The 18,085-nt window shown below is 40.9% G+C and carries 19 protein-coding genes, 4 tRNA genes and 2 pseudogenes; 9 read left to right on the forward strand and 16 right to left on the reverse strand.

Translation table 11 applies throughout. The features are described 5' to 3' along the window. Positions 1-29 precede the first annotated feature (29 nt). The 7 genes from WFH18_RS09505 to WFH18_RS09535 all read left to right on the forward strand — a co-directional run bounded on the left by WFH18_RS09505 (position 30) and on the right by WFH18_RS09535 (position 3,221). A complete protein-coding gene (locus WFH18_RS09505) occupies positions 30-656 on the forward strand; it encodes a superoxide dismutase (protein ID WP_004646486.1) in 627 nt (208 codons plus the stop codon). A gap of 148 nt (positions 657-804) precedes the next feature. Continuing rightward, positions 805-880, forward strand: a tRNA-Asn gene (locus WFH18_RS09510). A gap of 5 nt (positions 881-885) precedes the next feature. Continuing rightward, a tRNA-Asn gene (locus tag WFH18_RS09515) sits at positions 886-961 on the forward strand. Between the two features lie 291 nt (positions 962-1,252). Next, a tRNA-Asn gene (locus tag WFH18_RS09520) sits at positions 1,253-1,328 on the forward strand. 6 nt (positions 1,329-1,334) lie between these two features. Beyond that, positions 1,335-1,410: transfer RNA gene (locus WFH18_RS09525), tRNA-Asn, on the forward strand. Between the two features lie 61 nt (positions 1,411-1,471). Then, positions 1,472-1,915, forward strand: coding sequence for a DUF2726 domain-containing protein (locus tag WFH18_RS09530; RefSeq protein WP_004279650.1), 444 nt, complete (start codon positions 1,472-1,474; stop codon positions 1,913-1,915). A 316-nt stretch (positions 1,916-2,231) separates the two neighbouring features. Continuing rightward, complete coding sequence (locus WFH18_RS09535) at positions 2,232-3,221, forward strand: diaminopimelate dehydrogenase (protein ID WP_004279649.1); 990 nt, start codon at positions 2,232-2,234, stop codon at positions 3,219-3,221. Positions 3,222-3,405: 184 nt separating this feature from the next. Here the strand turns inward: WFH18_RS09535 and WFH18_RS09540 are convergent, their stop codons facing one another. The 5 genes from WFH18_RS09540 to glnA all read right to left on the reverse strand — a co-directional run bounded on the left by WFH18_RS09540 (position 3,406) and on the right by glnA (position 6,980). Continuing rightward, complete coding sequence (locus tag WFH18_RS09540) at positions 3,406-3,669, reverse strand: hypothetical protein (protein ID WP_004279647.1); 264 nt, start codon at positions 3,667-3,669, stop codon at positions 3,406-3,408. Positions 3,670-3,805: 136 nt separating this feature from the next. Beyond that, positions 3,806-4,684, reverse strand: a complete 879-nt coding sequence (gene ubiA / locus WFH18_RS09545) for a 4-hydroxybenzoate octaprenyltransferase (RefSeq protein ID WP_004279645.1) — start codon at positions 4,682-4,684, stop codon at positions 3,806-3,808. A gap of 5 nt (positions 4,685-4,689) precedes the next feature. Then, on the reverse strand, positions 4,690-5,196 hold the full coding sequence (locus tag WFH18_RS09550) for a chorismate--pyruvate lyase family protein (protein WP_004279643.1): 507 nt from the start codon (positions 5,194-5,196) through the stop codon (positions 4,690-4,692). A gap of 2 nt (positions 5,197-5,198) precedes the next feature. Beyond that, the gene (locus WFH18_RS09555; RefSeq protein WP_004279642.1) at positions 5,199-5,474 is read right to left on the reverse strand and encodes a hypothetical protein; all 276 of its coding nucleotides are present in this window, start codon (positions 5,472-5,474) and stop codon (positions 5,199-5,201) included. Between the two features lie 90 nt (positions 5,475-5,564). Continuing rightward, positions 5,565-6,980, reverse strand: a complete 1,416-nt coding sequence (glnA, locus tag WFH18_RS09560) for a type I glutamate--ammonia ligase (RefSeq protein ID WP_004279641.1) — start codon at positions 6,978-6,980, stop codon at positions 5,565-5,567. Positions 6,981-7,971: 991 nt separating this feature from the next. On the opposite strand from glnA, the gene WFH18_RS09565 reads away from it, so the two are divergent. Further along, entirely contained in the window at positions 7,972-9,186 is a 1,215-nt protein-coding gene (locus tag WFH18_RS09565; RefSeq protein ID WP_004279640.1) for a tyrosine-type recombinase/integrase, read from the forward strand. A 551-nt stretch (positions 9,187-9,737) separates the two neighbouring features. Here WFH18_RS09565 and WFH18_RS09570 read toward each other — a convergent pair. The 10 genes and pseudogenes from WFH18_RS09570 to WFH18_RS09615 form a co-directional block, all read right to left on the reverse strand. Continuing rightward, positions 9,738-10,117: pseudogene (locus WFH18_RS09570) on the reverse strand (hypothetical protein). Continuing rightward, positions 10,114-10,689 (reverse strand): lysozyme, encoded by a 576-nt coding sequence (locus WFH18_RS09575; protein WP_121979836.1) that lies wholly within the window; start codon positions 10,687-10,689, stop codon positions 10,114-10,116. Before WFH18_RS09575 ends, WFH18_RS09570 begins: the two are co-directional and overlap by 4 nt. Beyond that, positions 10,686-10,982, reverse strand: coding sequence for a hypothetical protein (locus WFH18_RS09580; protein WP_004279633.1), 297 nt, complete (start codon positions 10,980-10,982; stop codon positions 10,686-10,688). Before WFH18_RS09580 ends, WFH18_RS09575 begins: the two co-directional genes overlap by 4 nt. Further along, positions 10,963-11,289 (reverse strand): hypothetical protein, encoded by a 327-nt coding sequence (locus WFH18_RS09585; protein ID WP_004646469.1) that lies wholly within the window; start codon positions 11,287-11,289, stop codon positions 10,963-10,965. Before WFH18_RS09585 ends, WFH18_RS09580 begins: the two co-directional genes overlap by 20 nt. 80 nt (positions 11,290-11,369) lie before the next feature. Then, positions 11,370-11,603 (reverse strand): hypothetical protein, encoded by a 234-nt coding sequence (locus WFH18_RS09590; RefSeq protein ID WP_005266965.1) that lies wholly within the window; start codon positions 11,601-11,603, stop codon positions 11,370-11,372. Then, positions 11,596-14,449: pseudogene (locus tag WFH18_RS09595) on the reverse strand (tape measure protein). Before WFH18_RS09595 ends, WFH18_RS09590 begins: the two are co-directional and overlap by 8 nt. Positions 14,450-14,529: 80 nt before the next feature. Then, positions 14,530-14,703 (reverse strand): hypothetical protein, encoded by a 174-nt coding sequence (locus WFH18_RS09600; protein WP_004279628.1) that lies wholly within the window; start codon positions 14,701-14,703, stop codon positions 14,530-14,532. Between the two features lie 131 nt (positions 14,704-14,834). Further along, a complete protein-coding gene (locus tag WFH18_RS09605) occupies positions 14,835-15,209 on the reverse strand; it encodes a hypothetical protein (RefSeq protein WP_004279626.1) in 375 nt (124 codons plus the stop codon). A gap of 208 nt (positions 15,210-15,417) precedes the next feature. Beyond that, complete coding sequence (locus tag WFH18_RS09610) at positions 15,418-16,068, reverse strand: hypothetical protein (RefSeq protein WP_004279625.1); 651 nt, start codon at positions 16,066-16,068, stop codon at positions 15,418-15,420. Positions 16,069-16,120: 52 nt separating this feature from the next. Next, a complete protein-coding gene (locus WFH18_RS09615; RefSeq protein WP_004279623.1) occupies positions 16,121-16,681 on the reverse strand; it encodes a hypothetical protein in 561 nt (186 codons plus the stop codon). A 500-nt stretch (positions 16,682-17,181) separates the two neighbouring features. Between WFH18_RS09615 and WFH18_RS09620 the strand changes: the two genes are divergently transcribed. Continuing rightward, positions 17,182-17,349 (forward strand): hypothetical protein, encoded by a 168-nt coding sequence (locus tag WFH18_RS09620; protein WP_004279621.1) that lies wholly within the window; start codon positions 17,182-17,184, stop codon positions 17,347-17,349. Between the two features lie 29 nt (positions 17,350-17,378). Here the strand turns inward: WFH18_RS09620 and WFH18_RS09625 are convergent, their stop codons facing one another. Beyond that, positions 17,379-17,720: a hypothetical protein gene (locus WFH18_RS09625; protein ID WP_004730163.1), complete on the reverse strand. Its 342-nt coding sequence runs from the start codon at positions 17,718-17,720 to the stop codon at positions 17,379-17,381. Positions 17,721-18,085: the final 365 nt, after the last annotated feature.

An 18,085-nucleotide genomic window follows, 5' to 3' on the forward strand; every position in this document is an offset into this window, starting at 1 on the left:
AACCCAGCAAAATGCAAGGAATTGAGAACATGACAACCATTACTTTACCAGCATTACCTTACGGCTACGAAGATCTTGCTCCACACATCAGCAAGGAAACTTTAGAATACCATCACGACAAACACCACAATACGTATGTGGTTAACCTGAATAACCTGATCGCTGGTACTGAGCTTGAAGGCAAAACTCTAGAAGAAATTATTACAGCAACTGCTGGTGATGCTTCTAAAGCAGGTGTTTTCAATAACGCGGCTCAAGTTTGGAACCACACGTTCTACTGGAACTGTATGGCTAAAAACGGTGGCGGTAAAGCAACTGGTACTTTGGCTGCAAAAATTGACGAAGCTTTCGGTTCTTATGAAAAATTTGCTGAAGAATTTGCTGCTGCTGCAACTACTCAGTTTGGTTCAGGTTGGGCTTGGTTAGTGGCTGACGAAGTAAACGGTCAGCTTTCTATCATGAAAACTTCAAATGCTGATACGCCAATGGCGCACGGTAAAATTGCAGTGTTGACGATTGACGTTTGGGAACACGCTTACTACATCGATTTCCGTAATGCTCGTCCTAAGTACATCTCTACTTTCCTAGAAAGCCTAGTAAACTGGGATTATGCAAATGCGAAATATGCAGGTCAGCCTGCAGGTGTTGAGAAATAATTTTTTATTTCTTTGCTAAAAAAATCACCCACTTCGGGTGATTTTTTTATTTTTAGGCTCTAAATGAATATTTATGAAGCAAACAATTCATTTCTTTACATTAATTGATTGACGACCTGGTTATTCATCCCTAAAATGCCGATCAGATTCTCCAATAGCTCAGTCGGTAGAGCGACGGACTGTTAATCCGCAGGTCCCTGGTTCGAGCCCAGGTTGGAGAGCCATATATTCTTCCATAGCTCAGTCGGTAGAGCGACGGACTGTTAATCCGCAGGTCCCTGGTTCGAGCCCAGGTGGAAGAGCCAAGATTCTGAAGAAACCCACTCATTGCGAAGTGGGTTTTTTTATAGCTGTATTTTTTAAATTGAGATCATATTGATTTATATGCGCGATCAACCGCTCATTTCTTATGATCCAGATCACTTATCAAAATTCAGGCTGATCGCGATTTTGCTGTTAGGACCGGTTTACATAAACATAACAGTTTAAACTACAAACCTTTTCGACTATTTTTAAAACACTTGATTCAATTTCTTCAGCTTTTTTCTAAAAGTGCCTTGACCCCTTTTCAAATCTCTCTATAATCGCTGTCAGATTCTCCAATAGCTCAGTCGGTAGAGCGACGGACTGTTAATCCGCAGGTCCCTGGTTCGAGCCCAGGTTGGAGAGCCAATCTATTCTCCCATAGCTCAGTCGGTAGAGCGACGGACTGTTAATCCGCAGGTCCCTGGTTCGAGCCCAGGTGGGAGAGCCAAGATTCTGAAGAAACCCACTCATTGCGAAGTGGGTTTTTTTATTCTCCCCTTTTGTGATCTGTGTTTAATTTGAGTCAGTTTATATTTTTTGTGATTGGCTGCCTGGCAACTTTTGCATTAGTTTGCCTGCTCTTCCCACATCTCTTCACCCGTCAAAAGAAATTCTATCCGAAGCGCGTCATTACTGCTTTTGAAAGCAGGATGTTTACACGTCTGAAAGATGCCTTTCCTCATCATCACATTCTGGCACAAGTCGCGTTTAGCGCTTTGATCACGCACGATCAGATGAAAATGCGCAATCAATTTAATCGCAAAGTCACAGACTTCGTGGTACTTGATCGTGAATATAATGTAGTGGCGATTGTCGAACTGGATGATCCGAGCCATATTGGCAAAGAGCAGGAAGATGCTGAACGCGATGCCATGCTGATTGCAGCAGGCTATACCGTGATTCGATACACCCAGATTCCGACTATCAGACAACTGCAAAGGGATTTAAAATAAATTAAGCTGCAATTTCGATATTTCTCGCTGCAGCTTGAATTGGATTAATCAAAGCCTCCTGCTCCGCTTTTAATTTCTCGGCAGCTTTTCATGCTTCAAAACTAACCTATCCTCGTCCAATTTAGCGTCTCATCACAAGCATTCTCAGTTAAACCTGCCTTTCTGCAGGATTAGGGTGATAAAGTTTAAATTATCGCTCTATAATCCTTTCGAAAACAAAATATAAGTCAGATGACCTGATTGGCCTGTTCCATTTCTGGCCATCATCACCTTGCTTATTTTTGGCGTTGTTTTTTTATTCAGTGATCGTTTATTTATGCAAAATTCTATTCGTATTGGTATCGCGGGTTACGGTAATCTTGGCCGCGGTGTTGAAACTGCCATCCAGAAAAATCCTGATATGCAGCTTGTCGGTATTTTTACTCGCCGCTCACCAAGCAGCGTCTCTCCTTGCTTTGCAGAAACTCAAGTGTATAGCATGGATGCACTATTAAATGAGTTTAGCGATAAAATTGATGTGCTGATTCTTTGTGGCGGCTCTAAAGATGACTTGCCACAACAGGCGCCTATCTTTGCAAGTAAATTCAATACTGTAGATAGTTTTGATACGCATGCACGTATTCCGGAATACTATGCTGCAGTCGATGCACCCGCCCTTGCTAACAAAAAAACAGCCATGATTTCTATTGGCTGGGATCCTGGCATGTTCTCGATTAACCGTTTATTTGGTGAAGCGCTATTACCAGATGGCGAAACTTATACTTTTTGGGGTAAAGGCTTAAGCCAAGGCCATTCGGATGCGATCCGCCGTGTACCTGGGGTGAAAGCTGGTGTTCAATATACCATTCCATCCACTGATGCTATTGAACAAGTCCGCAGTGGCGCACGACCTGAGTTAAGCACCAAAGATAAACATCATCGTGACTGTTATGTGGTCTTGGAACAAGGAGCTGATGCAGCAACAGTTGAACAAACCATCGTCAGCATGCCTGATTATTTTGCAGATTATAATACGACTGTGAATTTTATCAGTGAGGAAACTTTACTGAAAGATCACCAAGATATGCCACATGGCGGTTTTGTCATTCGTAGTGGTAATACCAGTGATGCACAAAAACAGGTGATTGAGTTTTCTTTAAAGCTGAATAGCAATCCAGAGTTTACTGCAAGTGTTCTAGTGGCTTATGCCCGTGCCTGCTACCGTCTGAATCAAACTCAGCAATATGGTGCCAAAACAGCCCTAGATGTAGCACCTGCCCTACTTTCAATTAAATCTTCAGAACAATTGCGCAAAGAATTGCTTTAAGATGATTTAAATATAGCCACCGATCGGATGATGGGTGGCTATATTTTTCCATTCTAGAATACAGCTTGCCTAATTACTAAGTATCGAATATCTACAGTCAAATCATCGTTTGCAGAAACCCATGCAACTATCTACTACACAGACATTTGCAGTATTAGACAAGTGCAAAGGGATTTTAGATAGATTAAGGTGCTGTTGCACTACTTTCAGACGCAGCTTGAGTTGAATCTGCCTTAACATCCTGCTCTGCTTTGAGCTTTTCCGCAGCTTCTCGTGCTTCAATACGCGCAATCATATCTGTCTGCTGCTGCTTGTATTTTTCCTGATTTTTAGCATCACTATTCACTGCAAGAAATGCCATACTAATTAAAAATACCGGAATACAAAGTGCAAGCGTACCGAAGATCAATAGCTTTTTGACACTGCGGGGCTGTGGCTGCTCGGACATAACAAACCTGCTTTAATTTCGTCATTTAATTACACTGCCCAATATAACAAAATAAAGTCATAGCTCAAGCCTTATAGATTAGGCAATAACAAAAGCATCCTTATAGGACGCTTTTTTCTCAGTCGATAGACAGTCACTACCTCAAAGCCAGTAGTATTCCTGCAAAAATAATCAGTCCAATCCAGCGGTTATGCCTAAACGCCCAGAAACACAAATGTGGATTTTTATCTCGAGTTTTAAACCATTGGTAAATAAAATCGAGAGTGACAACAATTAATGCAGCCAAACCAAATGGAATCAGTAAATTTTCTAGCCAAAGTGCTACAGCAATCAAAAGAATACTAATGGCCTGCAAAGCGCTAATGATCTGAATATCATATCGACCAAATAAGATCGCGGTTGATTTCACCCCAATCTTTAAATCGTATTCACGATCTGCAATTGCATATTGGGTATCATAGGCTACGGTCCAGGCCAGATTACCAAAATATAGAAGCCAGCAGGTTAAATCCGGCGTTTGTCCAACTGCGGTATAAGCCATCGGAATCGACCAGGAAAATGCTGCACCCAAAAAGACTTGAGGTAAATGGGTATAGCGCTTCATAAAAGGATAAATAAACGCTAAAAATAAAGCCCCAAATGACCAGTAAAAAGTTTCGATTGGCAGAAAAAATAGCAAGCAGGCACTGGCAGCCACCAAAACCAGAAATACCATTACGGCCTCTTTGGCACTGATAATCCCGGTCGCTAATGGGCGGTTTTTAGTACGCTCCACATGTGCATCGACTTTACGGTCAGCAAAATCATTAATGGCACAGCCTGCCGCCCGCATAAAAATCACACCCAAAATCATGGGAATTAAAATTTCAATACGTGGCATGCCCTGAGCTGCAATCCACAGCGCCCACATGGTAGGCCAAAAAACCAGTTCAGTCCCAATCGGTTTATCAAAACGACAAAGATAATAATAGGCGCTAAGACGCTCACGCCAGGTGATTGCTTGTGCGGTTGCCATAAAAATCAAGCCCGTGAATTTTGTATAAAGTGTTCAAATGCCGGTAAAAATGTTTCTTGTACGATAAATTTACAGCCGTGCCAAGTATAGCAGCTCTGACGGGTCCAGCCCTCATCTAAAAGTACCACCCGGCGCTGGCACAGTGGATTAGTGCGCTGAAACAGAAACCAGCCAATCGGTTTGGTGCCAATATGCTGAAAAATTCGGGCTTTTTTTTGCAGGCTTAAAATCGGAAAGATGCTTTTGGCTTTCACCCAAGGAGACTGTTCCGAGCCGTAGAGATAACTTTCACGCACCCAGGAAGTATGCTGATGTGACATCTGCATCCATTTGGCATTGGCAAAGCTTAAACGCTGAAAATGCTCTTGAATTGGCTCGACATGGAATTGTCCTTGCGCCAAATCGGTCAGTTGTTGCGTGAGTGAACCCGATGCATACAGCCACGGTTTTAACTCAACAGGCAGAGTTGACAGCAGCACACGCTGATTTTGATTTCTAGAACGACTATTCATTGTTAACAGTTATCTGTTTTTGCAATGATTTCATATTTGCCTTGTGGGGTTTTAATTAAAATAAAACCTTCAGCACTCAAATAAAATGATTCTGGATAAGCATAATCCAGCGCTATTTCAGGATTTTTCAGCGCCACAAATTGAGCCTGCTTATAACCCTCGGGAGTCCGCCCCACTTCAAGATAAGTCACTTCAGAGAAGTTCAACTTAAAACCTTTGTTATGATCTTTTGGATCAATCCATGGATAAAAGCTGGTGTGCTTTTTACGTTGTGCCATTTAAGCCCATCAATCATTTAAAATTATAAATAGATGATACAAAAAAACCCGCGACATGCGCGGGTTTTCTTCGCTTTAATTCGTGATGAATTACAAGCTGTAGTACATATCAAATTCAACTGGGTGAGTAGTCGTGTTTAGACGACGAACTTCTTCAGTTTTAAGCTCGATATAAGCATCAAGCATTTCTTTCGTGAACACGCCACCTTTTAACAGGTAATCATGATCCGCTTGAAGTGCTTCAAGCGCCATATCCAGGCTATGCGCCACTGTAGGGATTTTTGCTTCTTCTTCCGGTGGAAGATCGTACAAGTTCTTGTCAGCAGCTTCACCTGGGTGGATCTTGTTTTGAATACCGTCAAGACCAGCCATCAACAATGCCGCGAAACCTAGGTACGGGTTCATCATTGGATCTGGAAAACGCGCTTCAATACGCTTGCCTTTCGGGCTAGACACGTAAGGAATACGGATAGATGCAGAACGGTTACGCGCTGAGTAAGCAAGCATAATCGGTGCTTCGAAATGTGGAACCAAACGCTTATACGAGTTTGTAGAAGGGTTAGTGATCGCATTCAAAGAACGGGCATGTTTAATTACACCACCGATGAAGTACAACGCCATTTCTGAAAGGCCTGCATATTCATCACCAGCAAACAGGTTTTTGCCGTCTTTAGAGATCGACATATGCACGTGCATACCAGAACCGTTATCGCCAACCATTGGTTTAGGCATAAAGGTTGCTGTTTTTGCATATTGATGCGCAACGTTCCAAACCGCATATTTGAACTGTTGAACTTCGTCTGCTTTACGCACCATAGTGTTGAAGCTCACACCAATTTCTAACTGGCAAGAAGCAACTTCGTGGTGATGTACTTCTACACGACCTGGACCCATGATGTCTTCGATACGCGCACACATGTCTGCACGCATGTCATGTGAAGAATCTACAGGAGGAACTGGGAAGTAACCGCCTTTTACGCGTGGACGGTGACCAGAGTTACCGCCTTCGTAGTCTTTGTTAGTTGACCAAGCAGCTTCTTCAGCGATCAATGTATGGCGCGCGCCAGACATGTCGATTTCCCATTTTACTTCGTCAAATACGAAGAATTCTGGTTCTGGACCAAAGAATGCAGTATCACCGATACCGGTAGATTTCAAATATTCTTCTGCACGGCGCGCAATCGAACGTGGGTCACGATCATAACCTTGACCAGTTGATGGCTCGATGACGTCACAAGTTACAACAACTGTTGGCTCTGCAAAGAACGGGTCGATAAAACCTGTTGCCGCATCCGGACGTAAAATCATGTCCGATGCTTCGATGCCTTTCCAACCTGCAATTGAAGAACCGTCAAACATTTTGCCGTCTTCAAATGTATCTTCATCAATACTGTCTGCTGGGTAAGTGACGTGTTGCTCTTTACCCTTGGTATCAGTAAAGCGAAAATCGACCCATTTTGCGCCACTTTCTTGTATGAGTTGAAGGACCTTGTTCGCCATGCTCATTTTGCTCCGATGTTTTTGTTGCACCCGTGAAGTGCGTGTTAGCAGTTGATAGTTATTAAGCAATTACCGTACCAACTTTTAAAAGTATAGATAAAATCTTGAAATCTTTATAAGAAATCATGAAGTGACAAAAATACTTTGCGGCTATTATACTAGCTGCAAAACTAAATGCACTATATTCAAGCATTCTTCATTTATTTTATTTCAGCTTTATTTTTTAGCGCACCTAAATAGTGCATGTATCTATAAAAATGTATAAGAAACATAGCTTTTTATAGCAAATATGCTGCTTTTTCTTACTTTTGTTATATTTTTACTTGTTTTTGGATAAAAATTGAGCTTTTTTTAGTAGATATCAGTAAAGAAAATTTTGCGATTCATTTGGGATTGTATGCCTATTATGAGGCATTTTCTTTAAATCTACTTTCAATAGAAAAGTTTATATAAAGCTTAATTATTCAAGTGATGTTTTTTTCATCAAGCATTTTACCTCTCTTTGACCTTAATTTTTTCATTTTTAAGTTTTACTCTAAAAAATAGCCTTTTAAATCTTTCTATGAGTAAGCCTATTACTTTAAATCATTATAAAATTTTATTTAATTTTCTACAGGTTTTTAAAGCCAATAAATTGAGCGAAATTGTTGCGCCGAATGGGGCTATTTTTTGCTATGATGAAGCGTGCTTTATTTTCACACAATGAAATCAATGATTTAGTTGTGTCAGGCAAGTGCTTGCAACACGTATAAATAAAGTACGATCTGGACAACATTAGCACATTTAAGTGCATTAATTTCAATAGGTTAAGCTCATGCTTTTAATGGTCGAGAATTATCATAATAATTAAATACTGTAAAATACCATTAAATTAAAATCCCTATGTCTTTATTATCAATCGTTTCGGCTTAAATACCATAAAATAGAATTAAATTGTATTAATCGCTTTTGTGAGTAATATAGTGAGTAACAATATTTAATCTCTTGCGTTACTCACATGCTTAACGATACCAAGCTAAAAAAACTAAAACCAATAGAAAAGGCATACCGTATTGCTGATCAGGGTGGACTATGTATTGAGGTTCGCTCTACCGGTACAAAACTGTGGCGTGTGCGTTATCGGTATGCAGGAAAAGCCTCAATGATCAGTCTGGGTGAATACCCTATTGTAAGCTTGGCCGAGGCGCGTCAAAAGCAAGATGAAATCAAATCACTGCTTGCAAACAATATCGATCCAGCTGTGCATCGTCAGCAAGAAAAAGCCGCTATGCTCTGTGATGAAAATAGTTTTGAGGCGATTGCAAAAGAATATGCTGCGGATCGACTGAAGGACAAATCTCAAACCTATGTTGATGCTTTTCATCGGGCGATGGAAAAGGATATCTATAAAGTTATTGGCCACAAAAATATTAAAGATGTGACCTCTGCTGACGTTCTGAAGATTATGCAAAATACAGTAAAGCGTGTTAAGAGTCAGGATAATCGCGGCACTGGTGAAGTTACTGCAATTGAAAATAGGAAGAAAATTGGCTCTGTGATGAGATATGCCATTGCGACATTAAGAGCTGAGAATGATCCAACTTATGCGGTGCGTGAAGTCATTGCACGGCCTGATGTTGAACATGCAAGACCATTAAGTTTGGCTGAACGAAAGGTGTTTAGAGCGCGGATCGATAGTTATGGTGGTGCTGAGTCAACGGTCAATTCTATTTTATTTTTGTTCTATACCATGCTTCGCACAATTGAGGTGCGTCGACTGCAGTGGTCATTTATTGACTTCGAAGAAAGAACTATTACTTTTGAAAAACAAACCCGGGAGCAGCTTAAAAAAGGCATGCGACTAACTAAGAAGAATAGGACGCATGTAGTGCCAATGTCTGAACAGGTTTATCAACTTTTACTTAAGCAGAAGAAGCTCACTGGCCGCAAGAAGTATGTTTTTGAAGGTGTCTATAAGGGCGGGATGATGCCAGCCACTACAATCAATCGTGCACTGCAATACATCATGCAGAACGTCACGGCACATGATTTCCGCGCTACGGCATCCACCCTATTGAATGAGCTTGGTTATGATGAAAAGTGGATCGAGACTCAACTGGCTCACGCTGATGAGAATAAAACACGTGCATCGTATAACCATGCCAAGTATTTAGCAGATCGTAGAAAAATGATGCAGGACTGGGCTGATATTGTGGATGGATGGAGGGGGTAAATTGAAGTTAAGGTTTTTATATCAAAATTCCGACTAAGTTAAAGTCGATACCCTTAACTGTGAGCTTTATATTTATAGAAGAATTTAGAAATTTTTTAATAATGAGGAAATATAATGGAAAAGCCGCACATTTACTGCGATAGAAAAATTATTAAGTGTTCTGTTTGTGGAGCATGGGATGACTATAGTTTTAACGATACTCAGCACTTTTATCTTATTGCTGCTGCCGAAGGTAAGCAAACTCGTGGACTCTATTCTATAGAGAGTATTAGGTGTAAAGAGTGCAATAAAGTGGCTAGAAATAATCAAGACCCTTATTTTTATTATTGAGGAATTATTTATTAAAGTAAAAAACAAAGCCCTCATTTGAGGGCATTTATCTATTTTATTAGAATATTGTTCTCTAGTGAGTTATTCAGTCTTATTTAAGAACTTTCACAATAGCAGCATGACGCGCTTTGCAGTCGCTATATTTAGCTACTGTATCAATAGACCAGACCAAAACAACCTTACCCTGCCCTGATTCCAGTTTTTGCAAATCAGGGCAAGACTCAAGGAGGTTTACTGGCACCACTGGTGATAAGTGAGTTGAGTTGAGTTGCTGCAGGCCATCATCATCAAAGCAATGGTTGAGATACACAGGACGATCAATGATCTTTTGCACTTCACGCGTAACTGTTTCGACTTGCACGTGCTGCTCTGATTTTGCTGCTTCATAATCCGCACTCATCTGGTTAATTTGATTTTGTTTATGGGTTAGAGCTTTGAGATGGTTTTGCTCTATTTTCTGAATTTTTATCGTGCACTGCTCACCAGCCTTGCGCAGCTTTCCGCTTAAGTGATTGGTGTAAGCAACTTGCCCTAGCCATAAAAAGAAAAAGACCGCAATTGCGATCCAGTGTTTATATTTCCATAATAGATTTAGAGTCATTTTAAAAATAACTCCATTTCAATTTTCCTGCGATTCACCAGACCTTGCAGGCGTTTGCCACGAGCATTTACCCATAAGCCAAATTGATCAGCTGCCGCGTTATAATTTTTCTCATTCAGCCTTTTGACCAAAGTGGATTCTTCAAATGCGGTAGGTCCAATGTTATAGGCCAATGAAACCAAGGCATCAAACTGATTCTGATTGATCGGAACATTGACTGCGCTATTGACGGTTTGCTCGAATTTTTTCAAGTCATGTTGCATGTAGCTTTTGGCTTGTTCCAGTGTGCAGGTATCCCCTTTTTTGACACGAATAGCATTTAGGTATTTTGTGGTGCCATAACCAATGGTCCATACCCCCACGCCATCATCGTAGGCATTGAGCCGTAGGCTTTCAAAATTACGGATCAGATCAATACCACTTGGGCTGATGCTCATTTCATCCGTAGCGATACCCAGCATACTGGTGACATCATCGTAAGCAGTTGCAATCAGTTTGTCAGCAGCATCAACCTGTTTCTGGGTGAGTTTGCCGCCGCTAATCTTTCGCAAGAAATCAAAAATATGTTTCATGGGTTGTCACCATCTTTATCCGTATTAAAAAATTTAGGACGTGCACCACCCTTACCCCAAATATAGAGTTGTCGGGTAAATAGTGCGAATAAAATACTTACTGTAGTGTAAAAAAGGGTTCCGGCCGGACTTGGCGAATACTCATCTTTAACAAAAAGTGCTGCCCCAAAAAGGATCGACAACACCAATAGAAAATCGATGTGTTTTGGGAGTTGAATTTTTGGATGAAATGCCATGATTGCAAATGAAACTATAAATAATACCAACGCTGTTTTACTTATGATTAGCAGCATCTTCATTCTCCTTTTTGACTAAACCAAGAACTCTTGATCGAGCCAAACTCAGCAATGCTTCAGCTGTACTCTTACCAGCAGCGCCCAGAATGAAACCAAATAGCTCTGGATAGTTACCACTAGCAAGAAATAAACTTGCCGGTTTAGCAAAGACCACACATAAAATGAAGCCAGCAAAGAATCCTATCCAGCGATCCCGAGTCGGCTCCTTGCTTAATAGAAAGCCAAAAGTCGCACCCAGCACACCCGTAAAAAGGATGTGTGAATGGTTCTTTATGCTTTCCAATACTTGACTAAGAAAGTCCATATACATCCCCTTTAGCCATACATCCCCCTAAATTATTGACATTAAAAAAGCACCCGAAGGTGCTGTTATTTTGTTGATCGTTAAACTTCTACTTGTGAATGCTGCCCTGTTGGTGCTGGCCGCAGGATCACTTGATTGGAAACAAATACTCTGGCACCCAGGTTATAAGCTGTGCCTGATGTACAAAGGACTGGACCAGATCCTCCATCGATCTGTACCCGATACTCTGGATGCCTCACTGATGTAATGGTGCCGATGTATTCGGCATGTATTGGATTAAGCAACTTCCGCAGTTCAAATAAGGGATTATTCACGGCTGATACGCTCCACTGTAATGGTTTCATTGACCTTTTCATGCGAAAAGCTACCTGATACCGAATCAATCACACCCCACCACTGGCCATTAAACGCAATCGTTTTTCCGGGTAGCATCTCACCAATATCGAAGCTTACCGGGATATCAGCGAAAGTATGTAATTCCTGAATGTTGGCTTTGACCAGTTCATTTTTACCGTAACTGGCACCTGACACGACGTTAAATAGTGGACCAGTGACTGCTTCTAACGGTATATCACCTGAAGTACCGCGTTGCTGTACTTTCAGACTTTCACCACTTCGACTATTCACTACCGTGATGGCATTGAAGTCAGCAATGTATTCATCATTCTGTTTAATGTTCTGCTGCATCACCAGGCTTTCAGATAACAAAATGTCGTAATCATCCACGGTCATCGCGTCCCAGTAGCCTTTCTGATACCGGGGTAAGATGCTTAGTGTATTACCTGCTTTCTGGCTATAGATAAAGCCACCGCCTGATTCAGCGACCTGCTTTATTGCATCGATTGGTGCAAGTTCGACATAGCTCAGGCTCTCCACCGGTATAATCCAGCCCAGTTCATCAATCAACTTCCAGTCCAGGTTGGTACCGCTATTCGCTCGATCCAGTTCAGCCTGAACTAGTTGTACAGAGGTTCGCTCGTTATCCTGGATAAATGAACGTGTTGGTCCATATTTATCCGAGTTTAGAGCTGTGATACTTCTCCCTGGGTAAGTGTAGAGAACACTGGCAAAACGCCGGGTCTCCTCTGGATCTTCAAGCAAAATATGATGCTCAAATCCATTGATCGTAACTTTAAGGATAACAGGCTGACCATTGATTGGTTGTAGCTTGTCTTTTTCCGTATGAGCCACGGTAATGGAATAGGTCCAGCACCATTGCGACCGACTGGTGCTATAGGTGCCATCCATGACTTTGATTTTCTCGCCGGTATCCAATCGCTCGGCTGTTAATGTATTCACGATATACCACCAGTTCCTTTTTGGCAGTGCTGGAATACAGTCATCTGCACCAAAATTTAAAACAACGTTGTGCGAATCAACGTCATGACATAAGCAGATAAAATTTAAATCACCAGTGCCCTCATATTTAGGCGTTTCAGGCTTTGGCCAAGGCTGAACCGGATGCTTGCGATAATGAATCGCTTTGGCTTTATCCCAGGGCAAATCTGACTTGGTGATAATCTCAAGGCTCTTATCCCATTCAAATGAAAAGCGATGCTCAAACACCTGGGCTACTTCATGTGAATAAGTAAAAGTCTTACGCCGACGGATCATTTCCTGCCAGACTGTTTCACGGTTGTGGCGCAGCTTGATCGTTTCATCATGCAGGTAGCGCTGATGGATAAAACGCTTATCGCCTTCCTCCCAAATCACATACGCATCCGAACTTAAACCGGTCGCTTGCTCATGAATGGATCTAATCGCCCGAGTTAATGATCCTGCCTGCTCATGCCAAATATCCACTTGATTAGAAACCACCAAACCCTGGTCATAAAAAAGAGCCTCATTCGAGACCCTTAATACTGGTTTGGCCCATGGTATTTCTGTACTACTTAAGGCTGCAATCGCTTTCTGGTAGCGCATAGCCGATGTGGCTGCAGCAGCCGAACCAGTAGCCAACTGAGTTTTTGCAGTAGCTACTGTTCTTGTTGCTGCTGCATTCGCAATTTGCGCCTGTGTATTAGCTACAACTGCTGTGGTTTCTTGTGCAATCGCTGTAGAGGCAGCTCTGATTCCAGCCGCCTTGTCTAAGAACATCATGCCGATATTAAGGGCCTTATAAGCCACAAAGGCCTGACCAGCAAGCATCAAAGTTGAGACAATTGTATCTAGGTTTTCAGCGACAAATTTAATAGCCTCCGCAACTTTAGCACTTGCTCCGGTTGCAGCATCCGCCTCACCAATATAGACCGTCCATGCTGTTTTTAAGTTTTCAATTGATGCGCCGATGGTTGTTGGGAATTTAGCGAATTCTGCACTAATTACTTCCGATTGGCTTAATAAAGCCTTGGTGACTACATCCGTGGTAAGCTGACCTTCCCCGGCCATCTCACGAAGTTTACCGGTAGTAACTCCTAAACCATCTGCTAAAGCTTGGGTTAAACGTGGCGACTGCTCCATCATGGAGTTGAATTCATCACCACGGAGGACACCCGAACCGAGTGCTTGGTTTAACTGGGTGATAGCGGCTTCATTTGCTGCGGCTGATCCGCCGCCAACTTGAGTTGCTTTGTTAATGGTTTCAGTTAATGCGAGCGCCTGTTCTTGAGGCCATTTCATTTCTTGACCAATCTTGGTCAGTCGAGCATAAAGATCACCGGTTGCGGTTAAGTTGGAGTTGGTATTAATGGCAACATTTTTAACATCATCCATGGCTTTTTGTAGGTTGCCATGCTCACCGATTGCAATAGATAAGCGACCAGATAGGTTTTTATATTCATCAGCAGTCTGTGCAATCTCCATTGCTGTGGTGCCAATACCAAGTGCTGCTAAAGCGCCAGTTAAAGCATTAAAGCCAGTTTTTAAACCCTGTAACTCTCCTGATACACCTTTTGAAGATTGTTCAGTTTGCTGTAGTTCCTGTGAAGTTGCCTCTAATTCTTTATCAAGTTGCTTTACTTGTTGGGCGGTTTCTTGTGACTGAGTACCGAGCTGATCTACTTCTTTGGTTGCACTGTTTGTATCACCTACAACACTGGCTGATCCATTCTTAAGTGCTGCAAATACATCCTTTGCTGCTTTTTCTGACTGATGCATATTGGAGACAAATGCCTTGGTGTCAGCATCCATCACCAGTTTAAAAGTAATTCTTACCAGACATACGGGCCTCTAAATTTTAGGCATTAAAAAAGCGCCTTGAGGCGCAGCAGATATAAAAAACCGACCTCTTATTGGGTCGGCTTACTTAAGAACTTCTATTAATTTTGCTATGGCTTGTAGTATGGGTGCTAATTGCCATGTCCCTACACCTACAATCACCAAGAAGCAGACAATGTAGGTCCAGCGCCTTAATGCTTTACTTTCTGATAATTGATTCATTGCTTTATCAACCTTTAAATCTAGGTTAAAATTCATCTATGGTTTGCTTCCTTCTGCCATAAGGTTGTGAACACAAAAAAGCCCGTGACTCGTAATCATGGGCTTTTTGCTTTTTTTGGGTATAAAAAAAGCCCACCGAAGTGAGCTTATGCAATAATTAAAAGAGTCTATTGGCTAGATTGCAGCATTCCGAGATTAAATGCATCTACCGAGTCTATGTTGACTATTATACTTGTTTGGCTTGAAGGAACTTTAACCCCATTCACCCAATACGCAGCATTTTTTAGATGAAGATATTGAAGTTCATCCATTGGCGTTTCTGGAATTTCGCCTTTTTCTTCGACTATCTGTGCATCAATAATATCTACATGATGTTTTAAGATTACATTCTGTTCGAGAGTGAAAAACTCACTTCTTGATATTAATTCACCACTAATCAACTGGCCATTTACACTTAAAGTAATAGGTAGTGTTTGCTTCTTTTCTACAACGATAGAATCATTTGCATTAACAACAAGCACTCTTAATAAACCGTTTTTCATATTTATCCCTATAATTTTTTAAACCTTGCTGCAATTTCTCTTCATGTGATAGAGAAATCTTTTCGCCTTTTGTACTATATAATCAATTTTCAGGTTAGTTCTAATCCTTAACCATAATTACACGCAAGTTGTTATGAAGGGCTTGAGAATCTAAAAGCGATTCTCAAATATGAGAAGCATCAAAAAAGCACCCTAGGGTGCTTTTGCTTCATACGCTGCTCATATTCTGAGTAGGCTTGCACCTAATATATTCTTTTTTGGCCTGCTCAACCTGTTTCTCATAATCAATAAATTTTATTTGAGCTGCTGCCTCTCCCTCTTTCCCTCTCATGAAATCTAAATAGGCCTCAATCTGAGAGTTCATAGCAGCAACATATAAAATCCTAGTTGTTTCCATACATCCAGCATATGATTCGGCTGCAAGCCTTCTTTTGATTTCTTGTAGTTTGGCAACTGGTTGGGCTAGTGCTATCCGACCAGTTGAGGCTGCTACTTTTTCTGCATCCTCCCATTCAGAAAAAATTTCGTTAAAAACCTTTATATGTTGGGGATTGGTAATGGTTACATTATCAACTTTAACTTCAGCGACTTTTTGTGCATCGTCTGGATCTATACCAGCATTTAGCAACTCAGCTTTAGCTTCACTGATTTTTTTATCCCTCTCTGCTTGAGCAGCAACTAGTTTTTCAGCTTCATTCTGTTGGTATTTCCCCCAAGCAAAATATCCAGCACCGAAAACAATAAGTGCTATGACGATCAAAATTACTGGGCTGTTTTTGTATTCCTTGCCGCATGTTTTGCAATGAGTATCAGTAGGCCTCATTGGCTTTTTACACGATTTACAAAATTTTATAGCCACTATAATCCCCTAAATTATTATTTCCACATCATAACTTTAGGGTGCTACTTGATCAATCAGAAACCATTTCTTTCTTGAATGATTCAAAGCCCTTTTTGTCAGACTGTGCCACACGACCAGCAACGGCGTTATTGAAGATTCCCTGCTTATACAGCTTGTTTGCTGCTTTGACATAACCTTGGAATGCGCCGTAGGTCATTTCCATGATTTCACTGTGCCGATGGCCCATTGATACCAGAAACTGGAATGAATCAAACCAGGTGGAGTCATCTTTCTTTTTAATGCCACGTTTAGGCTTTTCGTATTTGAAGTAAGCTTGGTTGATCAGAAGTACCGCCTTAAGTAGCTCTTTAAATCCCTGCTCATCAGCAGCAAGTTCTACCAGTGATTCATTGTTCAGATCAGTGACACATGCCATGGTCGAAATGACCTGTACACCATGAGCCTTGAATAGCCCTGTCAAAATCTCATCTGAATGATTCTGGTCTTTGATGAAGTTCTTAATCAACTCAGCATGCATTGCCCAGGTATCAAAGTCTTTCATCTGGATCTGGCGGACTTCAATGTCATTGATTTTGATGCTTCGATTTGTTGCTAGGAAAAAGTCATTCATGATGGAATCTCGAGATAAATTTTATGCATTAAAAAAGCACCCGGAGGTGCTTTTCTTTTAACTTTAATAAAGGCTGAATTCTATAAAGTCCAACTACCACCTTGTCCCATCTCATAAACGATGAAAATTAAGGCTAGTACCATTAGTATGACAACAACGATTTCTGTTTTCGTTAGCATTTTCGGTGCTCCACTTTTCATCATTCATATGATAAGCAAAGCAAACAATTAATAACATAAATATTACAAAAAAATTATTGGATGTTACAAAGATTTAGAAGTTAGGGAAGTTTCTTTAGAGTGTAGCTACCTACTGAAGCATTCAAACATTTCGTTAAGCAACTCAACAAAAAGTTTCAACCGAAAAGCATTCTTACGCAAAACTAGATCCTTCTAACTCTAGCCTTGAATATCTTACATATCCCGACATAGCTGATACATCCGTGATTTAAATCATTCTCTACACTGAATTTAAGCTTTAGAGACGTAGAGGAAATTCAAATGAAAAAGTATTCGAAAATTCTAATATTGGCTTTATTCGGATTCACTGGCACCGCAGCTATTGCATCAGAACCACCAATTGAAGCTACTGCTGCAGCTGAAGCACAACAGGTTGCTTTAGAGCATGCAAGGAAGCAAGCAAACACACCCGAATCATCTGATGAATAAAGTAAAGCCCTCAAATGAGGGCCTTATAATTATTTATTCCAACTTGGTGTGCAGGAGCTTTTCCATGAAAGCTCAAATTGCTTTGGATCCATCTGATTTTCTACAAGCACTATATTCTTTTCAAGCACAATGAAACGCTGGAAATCAATATCTGTGCCCCCTACTTCCTTATAGCTAACTTCCCCACAATCCCCGACTTGATTCCGGAACTTAGCTGAATCAGGATTGGGAATGAATTCTTTAGTGGCTTCTTTTGCAAATTCAAGCTGTTCTTTCTTGATTGTTTCTAGATCAGGTTGCTGACCGTTAGATTCTCTGTGTCCGCAACCCGCTAAAATCATAATAAAAAATAATAGGCCTAAATTTTTCATAATATCCCCTTGCGTTAAGGGCGTCACTTTACATCACTTTTCAAATTTATCTAACGCCTAGGAAGGTAACTTTGTAAAGTTGTGTTTAGCTATTTTGACTCTCATTCAATATTAATTTTAGATAACAAGTTTAAAAATCCCATCTATCAAAAACCTCCCGAAGGAGGTTCTTGGCTTACTAACTTACTGACATACAAGATAAATAATAGTAGAAATAATTATTACGGCTAGGATGGAGACAAATATTTCTATTTTAACCTGAGTTCGACATAAAAAATAAATAAAAAAAAGCCTTAGCATCTGTAATATCTTGGTTACGAAGACAAAACATTTCAGAGCAAGGCTTTTTCATGGACTATATTACC

Source organism: Acinetobacter sp. USHLN143 (assembly GCF_037145695.1).
Classification (GTDB): domain Bacteria; phylum Pseudomonadota; class Gammaproteobacteria; order Pseudomonadales; family Moraxellaceae; genus Acinetobacter; species Acinetobacter fasciculus.